The sequence below is a fragment of the Gilliamella sp. LMG 34362 genome (assembly GCF_984569125.1).
The window spans coordinates 2,328,343-2,345,718 of record NZ_OZ474902.1 but is presented as its reverse complement, the minus strand read 5'-3'; the positions used below and the strand labels follow the sequence as shown (position 1 = coordinate 2,345,718).

The window sequence follows — 17,376 nt, the reverse complement described above, 5'->3', positions numbered from 1 at the left end:
AAAAATAGCGCTAATGAATAGCGCTACAATGAATATTTGAAATTATAAAACTAACCAATAACTTCAAGGCCATTCATATATGGTACTAATACTGATGGTACTTTAATTGTTCCGTCTGCTTGTTGATAATTTTCCATTATAGCAACCAGTGTACGTCCAACGGCTAAACCTGAACCATTTAGGGTATGTACTAAATAGGTTTTATTATCAGCTTTATTGCGGTAACGAGCTTGCATACGACGTGCTTGGAAATCCCACATATTTGAGCATGAAGATATTTCACGATAAGTATTTTGTGCTGGTACCCAAACTTCTAGATCATAGGTTTTGCAAGAACCAAAGCCCATATCCCCAGTACAAAGTATAATTTTACGATATGGCAATTCTAATAATTGTAAAACTTTTTCAGCATGTGCAGTTAATTCTTCTAATGCTTGCATTGATTCTTCTGGTTTAACAATTTGCACTAATTCAACTTTATCAAATTGATGCATACGAATTAAGCCACGGGTGTCTTTACCATATGAACCAGCTTCAGAACGGAAACAAGGGGTATGAGCTGTCATTTTTAATGGTAATACGCTTTCATCAAGAATTTCATCACGCACTAAATTAGTAACTGGCACTTCTGCAGTTGGGATTAGTGCATAATTACTACTTTCAGACTCTTCATCAAGCGGTTTGGTATGGAATAGATCTCCCGCGAATTTAGGTAATTGACCTGTTCCAAAAAGCGTAGCTTGATTCACTAGATATGGTACATAAATTTCAGCATAGCCATGTTGTTCAGTATGTAGGTCTAGCATAAATTGCGTAATTGCACGATGTAAACGGGCTATTTGTGATTTCATTACCACAAAACGAGCGCCAGTTAGTTTTACACCAGCAGCAAAATCAAGACCACCAAAACGTTCACCTAATGCAACATGATCTTGAATAGGAAAATCGAAGGTTCTTGGCGTGCCAAAACGAGAAATTTCAACATTATCATTCTCATCTTTACCATCTGGCACAGCATCATTAGGAATATTGGGGATGTTGGCAGAAATGTCTTTAATTTGGTTGAGGAGCTTATCAAGTTCTGTTTTTGCACTGTTAAGCTTTTCACCTAATTTGTTTACTTCTTCGCGCACAGTTGAAATATCTTCACCGCGTGCTTTTGCTTCACCAATTGCTTTCGAGCGAGCATTACGCTGCGCTTGTAAGTTTTCTGTTTCAACCTGTAGTGTTTTACGTTTTTCTTCAAGTTGTCGAATAGTCTCAACATCTAATTTAAATCCACGGCGAGCTAATTTGCTAGCAACGAGATCTAATTCATTTCGAAGTAAATTTGGGTCCAACATAAAAAGAGTCCATTATTGTTTATAAATGTTATTTAATTTCTTATTTTAGTACAGCTAACAAAACATATAAATAAAAAAGTATGATTAATAACACATATGAAATTCGTGAGTTAAGTATACTAGAATTGTTTCGGGATTCAACCGGAGTGGCTGGTCCGAACAATGCTAAATGATATTTATAAATTTATTTTTTGGATAAGAAAATAATTACTCGTTATATGTCAAAATTCTATACATATAAAATTTATTATTTTTGTGTTTGTTACTGCTGCGTATCTTACTTGATATTTTAAGGTGACTATTATTATTAAAAGCAAATACAAATACAAGTTATTAACAGTTATTTTTTAGAAAATATGTAATATTAAAAACGTTGTTCTATAGGTAATCTTTTATTCTATTTTTCAACAGTATTAAATCAAATTCCAAATAATTTATTTACTACAGGAACTATATTTTTCTAATTTATCTCTTATTAAAATTTTAAGCTGTATCGTTTGGATTATTATTCTGAATAATTTTTTCCTCAAAATCCTATATAAAAGTCAAAATAATCAATGAAAAAAGCCAAAATGCTTTTTTAGATTCTTTTCTCATCAACTATCCTTTATAAGTTTTTTGAGAAATTTAGTGAGATATTTGATAATTGGTGATAGTTCGCCTTGAATGGATCTTATATTGATCTGCAAAAATGACAAGATTATACTTAACTGCTATTTATTTTAACTTTTCAAAAATTTTACAGGGTAGAAGGTAAATGGAACAAGAACAGAACAAGGCAACAAGTGGTTTTGCTATAGCAGGAATGATTTGTGGGATTGTATCATTAATTCCTATGGGGCTTTTTAGTATTGCTGTGGCTATTGTTGCTATAGTGTTAAGTGCTATTGCTAAGAGTGATATAAGAAATAATAATAAAAATGGTGCAGGTTTTGCTACAGCCGGGATGGTTTGCGGAATTATTGCTATTGTACTATGGGTTTTATTGATAGTTGTGATTAGTACGGCAATATTATCATTTGCCTAATTATATAACTAAAAGATAAAATCATTATTAATTAAAGCTGACAAAGTCGGCTTTTTTTAATCTAAAAGTAAAATATAATAAATTTGTTACTTTTCTCTCTTTGCAAATTTACATTCGTATTTATGTTGTAATCTTTTTAATAATAAAACTATTTCTTTTTAATCCATAAAACGTTTTATCTAGAGTTTTTTGCATGTTTAAAGAGTGCCTTTTGAGCTTTTTTATTTATCTCGCCCTATTCGAATTTTATAGCAATGATTAGGGGCGGATAAGATTAAGAATATAGCTATAGATTAAATGCTTTGTAAAAGGCTCTAAATGAGCATTATTAGCCGTTTTTGTGTTAGTTAAGGGATCAGGATAGGGTAGTTAATCAAGTGTATTATATTTAGTGTTTTATTGGATATATATTTAAAGCATGATTCTTTAATACTTGTCATTTTAATTCATAAACTGAGGTGATGAGTATAACAAAATAATTTTCATATTTTAGTATTCTATTTTTATCAAAATATACAAAGAGAAATATCTAATGAAAATTAAGTCATTGCTATCAGTTAAGCTGATAGTTGATATAAATCATTATTTTTTTGATTATAAGAAATCGAAATGCTTTTGGATGCTTAATGGCGCACCCGAAGGGATTCGAACCCCTGACCGCTCGGTTCGAAGCCGAGTGCTCTATCCAGCTGAGCTACGGATGCGTGTAAGTTCGTAAAAAAATGGTGCATCCGAAGGGATTCGAACCCCTGACCGCCCGGTTCGTAGCCGGGTACTCTATCCAGCTGAGCTACGGATGCGTATTGAATATTTTAAAATGGTGCATCCGAAGGGATTCGAACCCCTGACCGCCCGGTTCGTAGCCGGGTACTCTATCCAGCTGAGCTACGGATGCATATTTTAATTTTTAAATGGCGGTGAGAGAGGGATTCGAACCCTCGATGCAGCTTTTGACCGCATACTCCCTTAGCAGGGGAGCGCCTTCAGCCTCTCGGCCATCTCACCAAAACATTATGACTTTGCTTCAACAACAAAATCATAATGTGTGGCGCACATATTACGTTCTAGAAAAAATAAGTCAAACATTTTTTTAAGAACTCGTGCTAGTTGTTTATTTCGTGCCCAATATTACTCTTTGGGCTGAACTGATTCATCACTTTTATCTTGCGATTGATGAATTCTGTTGTATATTTCTTCTCTATGAATAGAAACTTCTTTAGGTGCATTAATACCGACTCTGACCTGATTACCCTTCACGCCTAAAACGGTAATAACAACATCGTCACCAATTATAAGTGTTTCACCTACTCTCCGAGTTAAAATTAACATTAGATCTCCTAATATCAGTTAAGTATATATCCAAACAATTTTAAGATATAGCTTCGTCAGCCCCCCATCAATAAGATAGAAAGACGGAATTTTACAGAAATACACTAATGTTTAATTAACAAACAAACACTGGAGCACATCTGGCTAACTTGCTTGTAATTTATTACTGATTTCTTTTTTTACAGAAGATAACGCTTCTGGTAACGCTGAAAGATCCATTCCACCTGCTTGAGCGAAATCAGGCCGCCCACCACCTTTACCACCTACTTTTAATGCTAATTGAGATACTAATTCGCCAGCTTTAACAATGCTTAATAAATCATTAGTTACACCAGCAGCTAAATTGATTTTGTCTCCATTAACAGCCGCTAAAATAATTACGCCGGTTTTTAATTGATTTTTCAAATCATCAATCATTGTGCGTAACATTTTTGCTTCGACATTATCAAGTTTAGCAATTAGCAAGTTTTTATTATTTATTTTTTCGCATTGATCAAGCAATTGCCCACTTTGTTGGCTAGCTTGTTGGGCCTTTAGTTGCTCCATTGCTTTTTCTAATGCTTTATTTTGATCGAGCAATTGCTCTATTCGTGATAACACCGCTGATTTATCACTTTTAACCAATTGTCCAATTTGGTTTAATAAATTGGATTCATGATGTATGTATTCCATCGCATTTTGTCCAGAAGTGGCTTCAATACGACGTACCCCTGAGGCAATACTTGATTCAGAAGTAATTTTAAATAGGCCTATATCTCCAGTTCTATCAACATGTGTGCCACCACAAAGTTCGATAGAGAAATCGCCCATGGTTAATACTCTAACAATATCTTCGTACTTCTCACCAAATAATGCCATAGCACCTTTATTTTTAGCCTGATCAATTGGCATCAGTTCTATGTCAACTGGTAAGTTACGACGTATTTGTTGATTAACTAGATTTTCAATTTCAACAATTTGTTCTTGCGTAATAGGTTGATTATGCGAGAAATCAAATCGAAGGTAACTGTCATTAACTAGTGATCCCTTTTGATGTACATGATTTCCTAAAATACGTTGTAGAGCAGCTTGCAATAAATGTGTCGCCGAATGGTTACGACGAATACGTTCTCGTATTTCTACATCTATTGCAGCGGTTACGATATCACCAACTTTTAATGTACCTTTGGTGACTTTACCAATGTGACCAATACTTTTACCATATTTTTGGCTATCAGTCACACCGAATACTAGATTAGCTGAGCTTAATACACCTTTATCACCAACTTGACCACCTGATTCACCATAAAATGGTGTTTTGTCTAAGATGACAATTGCTGTATCGCCGGCATTGATAGCATCAACTTTATTCCCATCTTGGAAAATTGCAATGACTTTTCCTGATGATTCGGTTAGTTTATAACCTAAAAATTCAGTTTTATCATCAAGTTTAATCATATTACTATAATCAACAGTAAATGAACTTGATTCTCTAGCTCGTTTTCGTTGTTCTTCCATGCATTGATTAAAACTATCTTCATCAATAGTGATGTTTTTTTCACGACACACATCAGCAGTAAGATCTAATGGGAAACCGTAAGTATCATATAGTTTAAATGCAACATCTCCCGGTAGTATTGCATTAGTAATCTTACCTAGCTCTTGATCAAGTAAAAATAAGCCCCGTTCTAATGTTTTTAAGAACTGTTCTTCTTCTATTTTTAGGGTTTCTTCAACTAATTTTTGGTTATTTGCTAATTCATTAGCGGCGCTTCCCATTACATCAATTAATGGTTTAACTAACTTATAGAAGAAAATATCTTTAGCACCTAGCATATGTCCATGACGTACTGCTCGGCGTATAATTCGACGTAATACGTAACCTCGGCCTTCGTTTGAAGGTAACACTCCATCGGAAACTAAAAAAGCACAAGAACGTATATGATCAGCAATAACTCGTAATGATTTACTTTCTAAATCGTTGGTTTGGATGATTTGTGCAGCATCTTTTATTAATTTTTTAAACAGATCAATATCGTAGTTTGAGTTGACATGCTGTAACACTGCCGCTATGCGTTCAAGTCCCATGCCTGTATCAACGGAAGGTTTAGGTAACTGTTCCATTGTACCATCAGCATGACGATTGAATTGCATGAATACGATGTTCCAAATTTCAATAAAACGGTCACCATCTTCTTCCGCACTTCCTGGAGGTCCCCCCCAAATATGATCACCATGATCATAAAAAATTTCAGTACAAGGTCCACAAGGTCCAGTATCGCCCATTTGCCAAAAGTTATCAGACGCATATGGCGCACCTTTATTATCACCTATACGAATAATACGCTCTTTCGGAATACCAATTTCATTTTCCCAGATTGCATAAGCTTCGTCGTCGGTTTCATACACGGTTACTGTTAAGCGATCTTTTGGCAGGTTAAACCATTTTTCACTAGTTAATAATTCCCATGCAAAATGAATCGCGTCATGTTTGAAATAATCGCCAAAACTAAAGTTTCCTAGCATTTCAAAAAAAGTATGATGCCGAGCTGTATAACCTACATTGTCAAGGTCATTATGTTTGCCTCCAGCACGCACACAACGTTGTGATGTTGTTGCTCTGGTATAAGATCGTTTATCGATACCAAGAAAAACATCTTTAAATTGATTCATTCCCGCATTGGTGAATAAAAGTGTTGGATCATTATGTGGAACAAGGGAACTACTCGCAACAATTTCGTGTCCTTTGCTATGGAAAAAGTCAAGAAAATTTTGACGAATTTCTGCAGTGCTTTTCATTTATGCTTCCATATTAAACGATAAATTTTTAGACATAGTAATATACCCGTTACAACTTAAGTTGAAAAGTAAATATTCTTAATACAGCGATTGATCTAATTACTATTAGTAAGGAATAAAATTAAAAGATCTTGAGAGCTTTTTACGCAATGGGCATTCATAATGCTTAGTATTGTAGGGACTATAATGGTTTAAGTCAATAAACTATACGCAGTTTTTATATCATTTTGTGTAAAACCTCTGGAGGTTAAAAACTGTACTACCTTTTGTTTTTGTTGATTATTTTTAGAATCGATAACTTTAAACTTTTTCAACAATTGTTGATAAGCTATCTCAGACCAATTAATATCAACTATGCTTAAAAGCTTTTTATTGATATCTGATGATAAACCTCGTTGCTTTAATTCTAAACTAATTTTATATTTTCCATACCCTTTATTAGCACGCATAAATATATATTTTTCAATATATTGCTCATCATCCATCCAATGTTTCTGGGTACAATGTTTAATGACATGCTCTATTTGTGTCTTTAGTTGAGTTAATTGTTCTGGGTAATCATCTTCTGCACATTTTATTTTTTTACTAAAAAATAAAGTTAATTTTCTGGTAAGTTCATATGAAGAGTGATCACGCTGTGCAAGTAATTGCACAGCTTTGGCTAAAATTAATTTATTAAGATTGTGTGACATTATTCGAAATTTTCATCTTCTATTGTAGATTCTTCGTCCTCTGCAGAGAAAACAGCAGGGCTATTTAATAATAAATCACGTAATTTTGTTTCAAGCTCGGTAGCAATTTCAGGATGTTCTTGTAAAAACTTAATTGAATTAGCTTTACCTTGTCCAACTTTCTCGCCATTATAGCTATACCATGCGCCGGCTTTATCAACTAATTTATGTTTAACACCCAAATCAATCAATTCACCTTCTTTTGAGATACCACATCCATAAAGAATTTGGAATTCAGCTTGTCTAAATGGCGCAGCAACTTTGTTTTTAACCACTTTTACCCGAGTATCACTACCGATAACATCTTCTCCTTCTTTTACTGCACCAGTACGGCGGATATCTAAACGCACTGAAGCATAGAATTTTAATGCGTTACCGCCAGTAGTTGTTTCAGGATTACCAAACATAACACCAATTTTCATACGAATTTGGTTGATGAAAACGACAAGGCAATTCGCATTTTTGATGTTAGCGGTTAACTTACGTAATGCTTGAGACATTAAACGTGCTTGTAATCCCATATGAGAATCACCCATTTCGCCTTCAATTTCCGCTTTTGGTGTTAATGCTGCGACAGAGTCGACAATAATTACATCTACAGCGCCAGAACGAACCAATGCATCACAAATCTCAAGAGCTTGTTCACCAGTGTCTGGTTGTGAAACTAATAAATCGTCAACTTGTACCCCTAATTTTGCAGCATAGATTGGATCTAAAGCATGCTCAGCATCGATAAATGCACAGGTTTTACCTTCTTTCTGTGCTTGTGCAATAACAGATAATGTTAATGTTGTTTTACCTGATGATTCAGGTCCAAAGATCTCAACAATTCTGCCCATTGGTAAGCCACCAATACCCAATGCTATATCTAATCCTAAAGAACCAGTTGAAACGGCGTCCACATCTAAAGTTTGTGTGTCGCCTAAACGCATTATTGAACCTTTACCAAATTGTTTTTCGATTTGACTTAATGCTGCTGAAAGTGCTCGTTGTTTGTTTTCATTCATATAATTAAATTCCAATAAGTAAGGATATGAGATACATTATACTGTATTGTTATACAGTATCAAGTTTTTTTTATAAACAGTATTAAATTGATTAATTATGTGAAATTATTCACAAATTTTCTTAATATTTATTACTAAATCCCGTTATGCAATTAATTAAACATTATCTTGAGAGTTATTTAGAATAACGATCTTCAAATCGCCATTTGAAAAATGATAATAATCAAATTATGCTAATTTAATTAGGTAATACTTTCATAAAAAAGAAGCATTTGATATGATTGGCATCTAGAAGCTTTTTGGCCATTATTAATTTATTAAATTAATTACCACAGAACATAATCGTTTAACAAATATTGGCAGTTTTTTATATATAAACATTATGCTAATCAAAAACATCTTTACTAATTAATACACAATCAAATAAAGGAAAATGATGACTGTTGATAATCAAAATTATGTATTGTGTTCCCATTGTGATTTGGTTATCGGATTAACAGATGTTGCAATTGGACATAAAGCTACTTGTCCTCGCTGTACTACGACATTGTTTAAAAATCAGAACAATATGAAATTTCGTGCGGCAATGTATGCATTTTGTTCATTAATTATGCTTATCGTCGCTTGTGGGTTTGTGTTTATTGATATTAATTTAGTCGGTAATGTTAATGGTGTAAGTGTTTTAGATATACCCAAAATACTTTTTTTTGATAGATATAGCTATATTTCCGCATTATTTGTTTTATTTGTGCTTGTTTTTCCATTACTCAATTTATCTATTATTGTATTACTTTGCTCCAAAATAAAACTGACTAAATATCGAAAAAGAGATCTTTTGATTGTTTATGAAAAATTTCAGCATTGGTGTATGCCTGAGATTTTTTTGACAGGAATTTTAGTTAGTTTTGTTAAATTAATGAGTTATGGCAGCCTTGGTGTTACAGGGACCTTTTGGGCATTTTGTTTATTTGTTTTCTTTTATATCAAAGCAGTAGTTATTTTTACACCCGGTAAAATATGGAATGAAATCCATCGTAATAATTTTACTTTAAAACCATTAGAAGTAGGTAAAACGGGAATTTATCAAAATATAAAATTGTGCAGCTGTTGCCATGCAATTATTCCTGCTGAGTATGCTAAATGTCCAAGATGTAAACAAAAAAGTCAACTTAGAGGAAGAGATAAAGTACAGTGGACGATTGCACTTTTAGTTACTTCACTGATTATTTATATACCAGCTAATTTATTTGGCATCATGATTACTGAAGTTTTTGGTGCACCATCGAGTTCGACGATTATGGATGGAGTTATCTATATGTGGCAAGCAGGGGATGTGCCGGTAGCATTAATCATTTTCGCTGCTAGTGTAGTTATCCCTATTTTAAAAATTATTTCTCTTAGCTGGCTTTGTTATTTTGCTTTGGCAGTTAAGAATAAGAAAAAACGTAATTGTCTAAAAATGAAGAAATTATATAATGCTGTTGAATTTATTGGTAAATGGTCAATGATCGATATCTTTGTGGTTTCGGTAGTGTGTTCTTTAGTGAGAAATCAACAAATGATGGGCGTATATCCTGATATAGGGGTAAGTTTTTTTGCTACTGTCGTTATCATTACAATGATTGCATCCCAAAAATTTGATCCACGTTTGCTTTGGGATCGAGTACCAACTAGAAAATAAAATAATAGGAATAATATGGCAAGCTCAAATAAATCAGCAAAAATAATTAAAATTAGAGCAATTTCAGCAATATGGATTATTCCCATAGTTACCGCAGTTGTTGGTTTATGGATTATCTATGCCCATTTTGCTGATCGAGGCACATCTTTTACCTTATTGGCCAAAGATGCAAGTGGTATTGTAGCTGGTAAAACAGTCATAAAAAATCGCAGCGTTGATGTTGGTATTGTTGATGAAGTGACATTATCTGATGATTACAAACAAGTCGTAATCAAAGGTCGAATCTATAACGACATGAATCCGCTTTTGAAAAATGATTCAATATTTTGGGTGGTTAAACCTGAAATTGGTCGTGATGGAGTGACAGGGCTAGGAACTATTTTATCAGGCGTCTATATTGAGCTTGTTTCAGGGAATGATACTCATAGCTTTAAAAATAATCCATTTATTCTATCTGATGCACCGCCCTTATCAGATCCAAGCATAAAGGGAATTCGTTTAAATTTAGATAGCGATCAAAGTGGTGTTGTGCCACGCGGTGCTAAAGTGATGTTTCGCGGCTATCATGTTGGTAATGTTGAAACGTCACAGTTTGATGTTGAAGCACGTAAAATGAAGTATCAAATTTTTATTACGACACCTTATGATGCATTAGTCACCGAAAACGTACGATTTTGGAAAGAGGGAGGAATCAATTTAACGTTATCTTCTCGTGGTGCCAGTTTAGATGTGCCCTCTTTAGATGTCCTAATGTCAGGCGGTATTAGTTTTGATTTACCTGATGGGGCAAAATTAGGACAACCGGCTAAGCAACACGATGTATATAAATTATATGAAGATAGAAAGTCGATTCAAGATTCTCAATATACCGAGTATAAAGAATTTATTATTATGCTTAATGAGTCAATCTCAGGTTTAACCGAAGGGGCGCCAGTAGAGTATCACGGTATAAGACTAGGTACTGTGAGCGAAGTACCGTTCTATACATCGGAAATGTTAAAAGATATATCAATTCTCAATCAAAAAGTACCGGTATTGATTAGAATCGAGCCAGATCGTTTATCTGAATTAGTAGAGGATAAGATTGATATTGTTGCTTTGATTAAGGATGAACAAAAAAATGGCCTAAGAGCATCATTAAAAACTTCAAATATATTTACCGGTGCGCTCTATATTGATTTAGATTTTTATCCAGAGTTAAAAGACAAATATGATACTAAATTAGCTAAACAATATGGGTACGATACGATTGAAACTACATCAACTGGATTTGCACAAATACAAGCAAAAATCCTGCAATTATTAGATAATTTTAATAGTTTACCTGTTAACAATACTATGGAGCAATTTAATAAATCCTTAGAATCGAGTCAACGCTTAATGAATACCATAAATCAAATTATGGCAAGTAAAGAGATGCAAAATATGCCTAAAGATTTACAAAGAGCTATGCGTTCATTAAATGAAGCGATGAAAGGAATACAACCGGGTTCACAACTTAATACACAAATGAATGAAAGTTTACAGAAAATTCAGCAAATGATGGATGAATTAACTCCTTTACTTCATACGCTAAATAATAAAAGTAACGCATTGATTTTCTCTTCACCAAACAAAAAAGATCAAGAACCAAAAGCCAGAGGAAATAAATAATGTTCAAATCGATTCGATGTTTTAAAATTACACTATTGATAGCATTATTAGCGGTAATGGTGGGTTGTTCATCAAATACCGAAAGAAAAAATTATTTTCAATTAACGAGTAATTTAGTTAATGTTGATTCAGTGACGACTCACTCGACCAATAAGTTTATTTGGATTGAGTCTATTGAAGTAGCCAGTTTTTTAAATAAATCAGGCATTGTTTTACAAACACAAGATATAAAATATGTTACAGCAACTAATAATTTATGGGCCTCAACATTGTCTCAACAATTTGCAGATCGATTATCGCAGGATCTAACTCAACTTTTACCTAATTATTTAGTCTCAACCAAATCTATTACTACACCTACCTTAACAATTAAGCTTTTTATTGATGGTTTCCATGGTAGTTATAAGGGGGATGCAGTGATAAAAGGGCGCTGGGTAGTGACAGATAATAAAGGACAAATTAGGACTAAAGTTATTGAACGCAGTGTTCCGTTGGCAAAAAATGGCTATAGCGCACTGGTAAAAGCCTTATCGCAAGGCTGGCAAGATGAAGAGTTAGAATTTGCGAATTCAATCAAATATTAGTTATTGTTTAACATTCCGCCGATATAATGGCGGAATGTCATAGATAGTTAATTTCAAATTATTATAACTGTTTTTTCAATTCACTAAATACCTGCTCTTCAATTTCAACCCAACCTCGAACACTATTAATAAATGCTATTTTATCGGCCTGTAAAATATCTTTTTTGTTTATCGTTTTCTCAATTAATTTATGCTGATCTAAATAATGTTGTCGCATAGTGCCAGCTAATAGTCCTGATGTAATGGCAGGCGTTATCCACTTATCATTAATTAATAGGGCGATATTACCATTAACAAACTCGGTAATTTCATCATTTTGATTATAATTGATATATTCTTGACCAACTGTCAATTGAGGAAAATGTTGTCGATTGGTTGTTTTATGATAGAGAAAAACATTATGTTTATCGACACTTTTAGGCGCAAAAGCTATATTATCAATCACCATTGAGGTAGTGAGCAAATCTATGCTTATTTCCGATTGTCCTGATTTTGATTGCAGAAGTCTAACTTTATATTTTCCTAATGGATATTTTTTGGCTAGCTTCGTTAATGTCTGTTTGATTGTTTGAATATCACATGTAAAATCAAAATATTGTGTTGAGTTGTCCAATCTGTCTAAATGTGCATTAAGTAGCAAAAACTCTCCATTTTCTAGCAATAAGGTTTCAATGATATATTCAGGCATAGACAACGTTCTATGCAAAATAGCTGTTTTCGCTAGGACTTCGTTATATTCATCATTGGCACTTGAATCCCAGGTAATACCTCCACCAACACCATAATTCAATTGTTGATTATTAATGGTTAAGGTACGTATTGGAATATTAAATACTGCCTTTTTCATAAAAGGGTCAATATAACCAATTGAACCACAATACACGCCACGAGCTGAATTTTCAATATTACTAATAATTTGCATGGTACTTGCTTTAGGAGCCCCAGTGATTGAGCCACATGGAAACAATGCTTGCAATAGTTGATACAGGTTAATATTATCTTTCACTATTCCTTGAATAGTCGAGGTTAGTTGCCATACCGTTGGGTATTTTTCTGCGGTAAATAAGTGTGGGACGGTGACCGATCCTGGTTTTGAAACTCTGCTCAAATCATTACGCAATAAATCGACAATCATCATATTTTCAGCAAGATTTTTTTCTGATTGCAACAACTCTACTTGTTGTTTATCTTGTTGTATTGTCAATCCTCGGGCGGTAGTACCTTTCATTGGTTTCGTTGTAATAGTCTTATCCTCTAATTTAAAAAATAGTTCAGGAGATATAGACAAAATATGATAATTTTCAAATTCTATGTAGGCACAATAATTGGCAAGATTATTTTTTTGTAGAAAATGATAATAGTCTAAAGGATCACCATTAAATGGTGAACTGAATTGAATGGTATAATTGGTTTGGTAAGTATTACCTAATTCAATTTGCGAGCGAATATAATCAATTTTTTGCTGATATTCGTTAATATCAGTATCACAAGATAAGTTCAAAGATAGCGGTGAAAAGTGATCTGAATTTGGAATCGTCTCACTCGTATACTTATCAAAAATACCAAATAATAGTAATGGTAAATCAAGATTTGAGCTTTTTATAACTTTGGTTTTATTGTTTTCACTAAACCCCATAGCACTTTCATAAGCAAGATAACCACAAGCGTAATAACCTTTATTTGTGAAGCTTTCGATTTCATCAATGCGTAGTTTAATAGCTCTATAATCGTTTGATTTTATAATTTTGATTGGATCACAAAAATATTTACGTTCACCTTCAAAATCGATATAAATTTTCATATTAATTACCATTAACAAAGTTACTAATTATTTTTAAACCAGATTCTGTCTTAATTGCCTCTGGGTGAAATTGTACCGATTCAATTGGCAGTGTTTTATGTCGTAATCCCATAATCAATCCTTGTCTATTTTTAGCGGTAACTATTAAAGGTGACTCATTTAATGGCAAATTAGGGTGGGCAATTAGAGAATGATACCTAACCACGGAGAGTGGATTTTTAATCCCGACAAATAAGCCTTGCTCATCATGTGTAATTTCATCAATTTTACCATGCATTGGTACTGGGGCTTTAACAATGCTATAACCAAAATATTGGGCAATCGCTTGATGACCTAAACAAATGCCAAGTATTGGGCAGTGATTAGCAAAGCAATTGATCGCCGATAACGATATTCCGGCATTATCGGGTGTTCCCGGCCCCGGAGAAATGACCATTTTGGAAAACGATAATCGCTTTAATTCATCAATAGATTTTTCATCATTTTTGATGACCATAACTTCGGCTCCTGCACGGCAAAGGTAATCATAGATATTAAAAGTAAAAGAATCGTAATTATCAATTAGAAGAATCAAAATAGTACCCAATGCTTAATAATTATAAATAAAGGAGGTTTTAACGAGTGACTGGTGATTTTATTATAAAAAGCGATGCTATATAAAGTAATTAATTACTTATTAAAAAAACTATCTACGACTATACTAGACATTTAAAAAACCCTGCTCCTCAAAAATTTGAGGAGCGGGGTTTTTTATTACTTATTTCTCATAAAGTTAATATTTATGTGATCAATATCACACAATTTTTCTAATCTACTTGTATGGTAGTATAATTAGAATTAAAGTTTGCTCATTAATCATTTTTCAGAGGTATCAAATGAAAATCGTAAAAGCAGAGGTTTTTGTGTGTAGTCCAGGAAGGAACTTTGTCACATTAAAAATCACTACAGATTCAGGCATATATGGAGTTGGTGATGCGACACTCAACGGACGAGAATTATCTGTCGCATCATATCTCAAAGATCATCTTTGTCCACAGTTAATCGGCCGAGATGCTAGTCAAATTGAAGATATATTTCAATATTTCTATAAAGGTGCTTATTGGCGTCGAGGGCCAGTGACCATGTCAGCGATATCAGCAATTGATATGGCGTTATGGGATATCAAAGGTAAAGTAGCCAATATGCCACTTTATCAGTTATTAGGTGGAGCTTCACGTACTGGTGTCATGGTCTATTGCCATACCACTGGTAAAGATATTGAAGAAGCGTTGGATGATTATGCCAAACATAAGGAAATGGGGTTTAAAGCCATTCGTGTTCAGTGTGGAATACCAGGAATGAAGACCACATACGGCCAAAGTAAAGGTAAAAATTTAGCTTATGAGCCGGCTACTCGAGGTAATTATCCTGAAGAGCAATTTTGGGCAACCGATAAATATCTTGATTTCACACCAAAATTATTTGAAGCAGTAAGAAATAAATTTGGTTTTAATGAACATCTGTTGCATGACATGCATCATCGTTTAACCCCAATAGAAGCAGCACGATTTGGCAAAAGTATTGAAGACTACCGACTATTTTGGATGGAAGATCCGACACCTGCAGAAAATCAAGAGTGCTTCCGTTTAATTCGTCAACATACCGTAACACCAATTGCTGTCGGTGAAGTATTCAATAGCATTTGGGATTGTAAACAATTAATTGAAGAACAACTGATTGATTATATTCGAACCACGATAACTCATGCTGGTGGTATTACACATATGCGCCGGATTGCTGATTTTGCGGCTCTTTATCAAGTTAGAACTGGTTCGCATGGTCCATCTGATTTATCACCAATTTGTCATGCAGCGGCGCTGCACTTTGATATGTGGGTACCTAACTTTGGTGTACAAGAATTTATGGGTTATTCCGAACAGATGTTAGAAGTTTTCTCGCCTAATTGGACCTTTAATGATGGTTATATGCATCCAAGTGACAAACCCGGATTAGGAATCGATTTTGATGAAAAACTTGCAGCAAAATATCCATACAATCCTGCTTATTTGCCAATTGCTCGTCTAGAAGATGGCACATTGTGGAATTGGTAATTAAAAAATGAAGGAAATTAATATGTCAACTTTAGAAACAATGGAAGAAAAACGGAATATTATAAGGCGTGTAGCTGTTGCATCATCTATTGGAACTGCTGCAGAATATTATGATTTTTTTGCATATGGAACGGCAGCAGTACTCTTTTTTGGTCAACTGTTCTTTCCTAGTAATGATCCTTTTATTAGCACTCTTGCAGCATTTGCTACTTATGCAGTAGGTTTTTTTGCTAGACCTATTGGCGGTATTGTTTTTGGTCATATGGGCGATAAAGTAGGAAGAAAAAAAGCGTTAGTCATTACTATTTTAATTGTTGGATTAGGAACATTCGTTATTGGTTTATTACCAACTTATGCATCAATTGGTTGGTGGGCTCCTGTAATTCTAATTTTAATTAGGGTTCTGCAAGGATTTGGTGTTGGTGGCGAACAAGCAGGTGCGGTGTTGATGACAGCGGAATATTCTCCGCCTGAAAAGCGCGGATTTTTCTCTAGTTGGGTGCAAATAGGTGCACCACTTGGTTTTTTGTTACCTTCAGCGCTTTTTGCTTTATTAACATCATTACTTTCAGAAGAACAAATGCTTGATTTTGGTTGGAGAATACCATTTTTATTAAGTTTACTTTTAGTTATATTGGGATTATTTATCCGATTACGTATTGACGAATCACCAGTTTTTGAAAAAATTAGACAAACTAAAGCTGTTGAATCTTCAATGCCGTTGAAAGATGTTATGAAAAATTATCCGGGGATTGTTGCTAAAGGGGTTGGCGCAAAACTAATTGAAGCATGTTCATTTGCCATGTTTACAGTGATTGTTTTAGCCTATGTAAATGTAAATCAATTTAATAAAAGTTATGTATTAGATGCAATAATTGTTGCTGTAGTCATCGAGATTTTTACTATCCCGTTAATGGGTGCTTTATCGGATAAATGGGGAAGAAAGAGAGTCTATATACTTGGCGCTCTTCTGCAAGTAATTTTTATAGTTCCATTTTTCTTAATGGTCAATACACAAAATTATATGTTAATTCAGTTAGCAATGATAATTGTCTTACCTATAGGACATGCTATGTGTTATGCACCACAAGCATCATTCTTCCCAGAATTATTTCCGACAGCAATTCGTTGTAGTGGTATAGCGTTGATATGGCAGGTTGGTTCATTAATTGGAAGTGGTATTTTAGGGCTTTGTGCAGTTAAGATTTTACAAATGTGTAGTGGACATTATTCTGGATTAGCCTTGTATGTTGGTACATTAGGTATTTTATCTGTTATCGGTATTGCGTTATTGCCTGAAACAGCACCTAATAAAATTAAAAAAGAATATCAGCAATGGGTAGGAAAATAAA

The 17,376-nt window shown here is 33.9% G+C and carries 13 protein-coding genes and 4 tRNA genes; 6 read left to right on the top strand and 11 right to left on the bottom strand.

Annotated features, from left to right (window positions below):
- Positions 1-50: 50 nt before the first annotated feature.
- Entirely contained in the window at positions 51-1,343 is a 1,293-nt protein-coding gene (serS, locus tag AC5LWZ_RS10710; RefSeq protein ID WP_110447209.1) for a serine--tRNA ligase, read from the bottom strand.
- 757 nt (positions 1,344-2,100) lie between these two features.
- Between serS and AC5LWZ_RS10705 the strand changes: the two genes are divergently transcribed.
- Positions 2,101-2,370, top strand: a complete 270-nt coding sequence (locus tag AC5LWZ_RS10705; RefSeq protein WP_493463680.1) for a DUF4190 domain-containing protein — start codon at positions 2,101-2,103, stop codon at positions 2,368-2,370.
- A 627-nt stretch (positions 2,371-2,997) separates the two neighbouring features.
- On the opposite strand, the gene AC5LWZ_RS10700 is transcribed toward AC5LWZ_RS10705, so the two are convergent.
- The 8 genes from AC5LWZ_RS10700 to recA all read right to left on the bottom strand — a co-directional run bounded on the left by AC5LWZ_RS10700 (position 2,998) and on the right by recA (position 8,215).
- Positions 2,998-3,074 (bottom strand) — tRNA-Arg (locus tag AC5LWZ_RS10700).
- A gap of 19 nt (positions 3,075-3,093) precedes the next feature.
- Positions 3,094-3,170: transfer RNA gene (locus AC5LWZ_RS10695), tRNA-Arg, on the bottom strand.
- A gap of 18 nt (positions 3,171-3,188) precedes the next feature.
- Positions 3,189-3,265, bottom strand: a tRNA-Arg gene (locus AC5LWZ_RS10690).
- A 17-nt stretch (positions 3,266-3,282) separates the two neighbouring features.
- A tRNA-Ser gene (locus tag AC5LWZ_RS10685) sits at positions 3,283-3,375 on the bottom strand.
- A gap of 123 nt (positions 3,376-3,498) precedes the next feature.
- Positions 3,499-3,699: a carbon storage regulator CsrA gene (gene csrA, locus AC5LWZ_RS10680; RefSeq protein WP_110447211.1), complete on the bottom strand. Its 201-nt coding sequence runs from the start codon at positions 3,697-3,699 to the stop codon at positions 3,499-3,501.
- A gap of 144 nt (positions 3,700-3,843) precedes the next feature.
- The gene (gene alaS / locus AC5LWZ_RS10675; protein ID WP_493463679.1) at positions 3,844-6,477 is read right to left on the bottom strand and encodes an alanine--tRNA ligase; all 2,634 of its coding nucleotides are present in this window, start codon (positions 6,475-6,477) and stop codon (positions 3,844-3,846) included.
- A gap of 191 nt (positions 6,478-6,668) precedes the next feature.
- Complete coding sequence (locus AC5LWZ_RS10670) at positions 6,669-7,130, bottom strand: regulatory protein RecX (RefSeq protein WP_493463678.1); 462 nt, start codon at positions 7,128-7,130, stop codon at positions 6,669-6,671.
- A gap of 38 nt (positions 7,131-7,168) precedes the next feature.
- On the bottom strand, positions 7,169-8,215 hold the full coding sequence (gene recA / locus AC5LWZ_RS10665) for a recombinase RecA (protein WP_110447214.1): 1,047 nt from the start codon (positions 8,213-8,215) through the stop codon (positions 7,169-7,171).
- 433 nt (positions 8,216-8,648) lie between these two features.
- Between recA and AC5LWZ_RS10660 the strand changes: the two genes are divergently transcribed.
- The 3 genes from AC5LWZ_RS10660 to AC5LWZ_RS10650 are packed head-to-tail and all read left to right on the top strand — an operon-like array spanning position 8,649 to position 12,133.
- Entirely contained in the window at positions 8,649-9,896 is a 1,248-nt protein-coding gene (locus tag AC5LWZ_RS10660) for a PqiA/YebS family transporter subunit (RefSeq protein ID WP_110447215.1), read from the top strand.
- A 15-nt stretch (positions 9,897-9,911) separates the two neighbouring features.
- A complete protein-coding gene (gene pqiB, locus AC5LWZ_RS10655; protein WP_493463677.1) occupies positions 9,912-11,549 on the top strand; it encodes an intermembrane transport protein PqiB in 1,638 nt (545 codons plus the stop codon).
- The gene (locus AC5LWZ_RS10650; RefSeq protein WP_198220896.1) at positions 11,549-12,133 is read left to right on the top strand and encodes a PqiC family protein; all 585 of its coding nucleotides are present in this window, start codon (positions 11,549-11,551) and stop codon (positions 12,131-12,133) included. The genes pqiB and AC5LWZ_RS10650 overlap by 1 nt, the downstream gene beginning before the upstream one ends.
- Positions 12,134-12,194: 61 nt before the next feature.
- Here AC5LWZ_RS10650 and pabB read toward each other — a convergent pair whose 3' ends face one another.
- Together pabB and AC5LWZ_RS10640 are read right to left on the bottom strand one after the other, a co-directional pair.
- Positions 12,195-13,934 (bottom strand): aminodeoxychorismate synthase component I, encoded by a 1,740-nt coding sequence (gene pabB / locus AC5LWZ_RS10645; RefSeq protein ID WP_493463676.1) that lies wholly within the window; start codon positions 13,932-13,934, stop codon positions 12,195-12,197.
- Position 13,935: 1 nt separating this feature from the next.
- Positions 13,936-14,508 (bottom strand): anthranilate synthase component II, encoded by a 573-nt coding sequence (locus AC5LWZ_RS10640; RefSeq protein WP_110447219.1) that lies wholly within the window; start codon positions 14,506-14,508, stop codon positions 13,936-13,938.
- A gap of 301 nt (positions 14,509-14,809) precedes the next feature.
- Between AC5LWZ_RS10640 and manD the strand changes: the two genes are divergently transcribed.
- Complete coding sequence (gene manD / locus AC5LWZ_RS10635; RefSeq protein ID WP_493463675.1) at positions 14,810-16,024, top strand: D-mannonate dehydratase ManD; 1,215 nt, start codon at positions 14,810-14,812, stop codon at positions 16,022-16,024.
- Positions 16,025-16,046: 22 nt separating this feature from the next.
- Positions 16,047-17,375, top strand: a complete 1,329-nt coding sequence (locus AC5LWZ_RS10630) for an MFS transporter (protein ID WP_493463674.1) — start codon at positions 16,047-16,049, stop codon at positions 17,373-17,375.
- The last annotated feature ends 1 nt before the right edge of the window (position 17,376 follow it).

Excerpts from the sequence above, each read along its gene's own strand:
- AC5LWZ_RS10705 (WP_493463680.1), top strand. The coding sequence starts at position 2,101 with ATGGAACAAGAACAGAACAAGGCAACAAGTGGTTTTGCTATAGCAGGA.
- AC5LWZ_RS10630 (WP_493463674.1), top strand. The coding sequence starts at position 16,047 with ATGTCAACTTTAGAAACAATGGAAGAAAAACGGAATATTATAAGGCGT.
- alaS (WP_493463679.1), bottom strand. The coding sequence starts at position 6,477 with ATGAAAAGCACTGCAGAAATTCGTCAAAATTTTCTTGACTTTTTCCAT.
- pqiB (WP_493463677.1), top strand. The coding sequence starts at position 9,912 with ATGGCAAGCTCAAATAAATCAGCAAAAATAATTAAAATTAGAGCAATT.
- pabB (WP_493463676.1), bottom strand. The coding sequence starts at position 13,934 with ATGAAAATTTATATCGATTTTGAAGGTGAACGTAAATATTTTTGTGAT.
- serS (WP_110447209.1), bottom strand. The coding sequence starts at position 1,343 with ATGTTGGACCCAAATTTACTTCGAAATGAATTAGATCTCGTTGCTAGC.
- AC5LWZ_RS10650 (WP_198220896.1), top strand. The coding sequence starts at position 11,549 with ATGTTCAAATCGATTCGATGTTTTAAAATTACACTATTGATAGCATTA.
- recA (WP_110447214.1), bottom strand. The coding sequence starts at position 8,215 with ATGAATGAAAACAAACAACGAGCACTTTCAGCAGCATTAAGTCAAATC.
- AC5LWZ_RS10660 (WP_110447215.1), top strand. The coding sequence starts at position 8,649 with ATGATGACTGTTGATAATCAAAATTATGTATTGTGTTCCCATTGTGAT.
- csrA (WP_110447211.1), bottom strand. The coding sequence starts at position 3,699 with ATGTTAATTTTAACTCGGAGAGTAGGTGAAACACTTATAATTGGTGAC.
- manD (WP_493463675.1), top strand. The coding sequence starts at position 14,810 with ATGAAAATCGTAAAAGCAGAGGTTTTTGTGTGTAGTCCAGGAAGGAAC.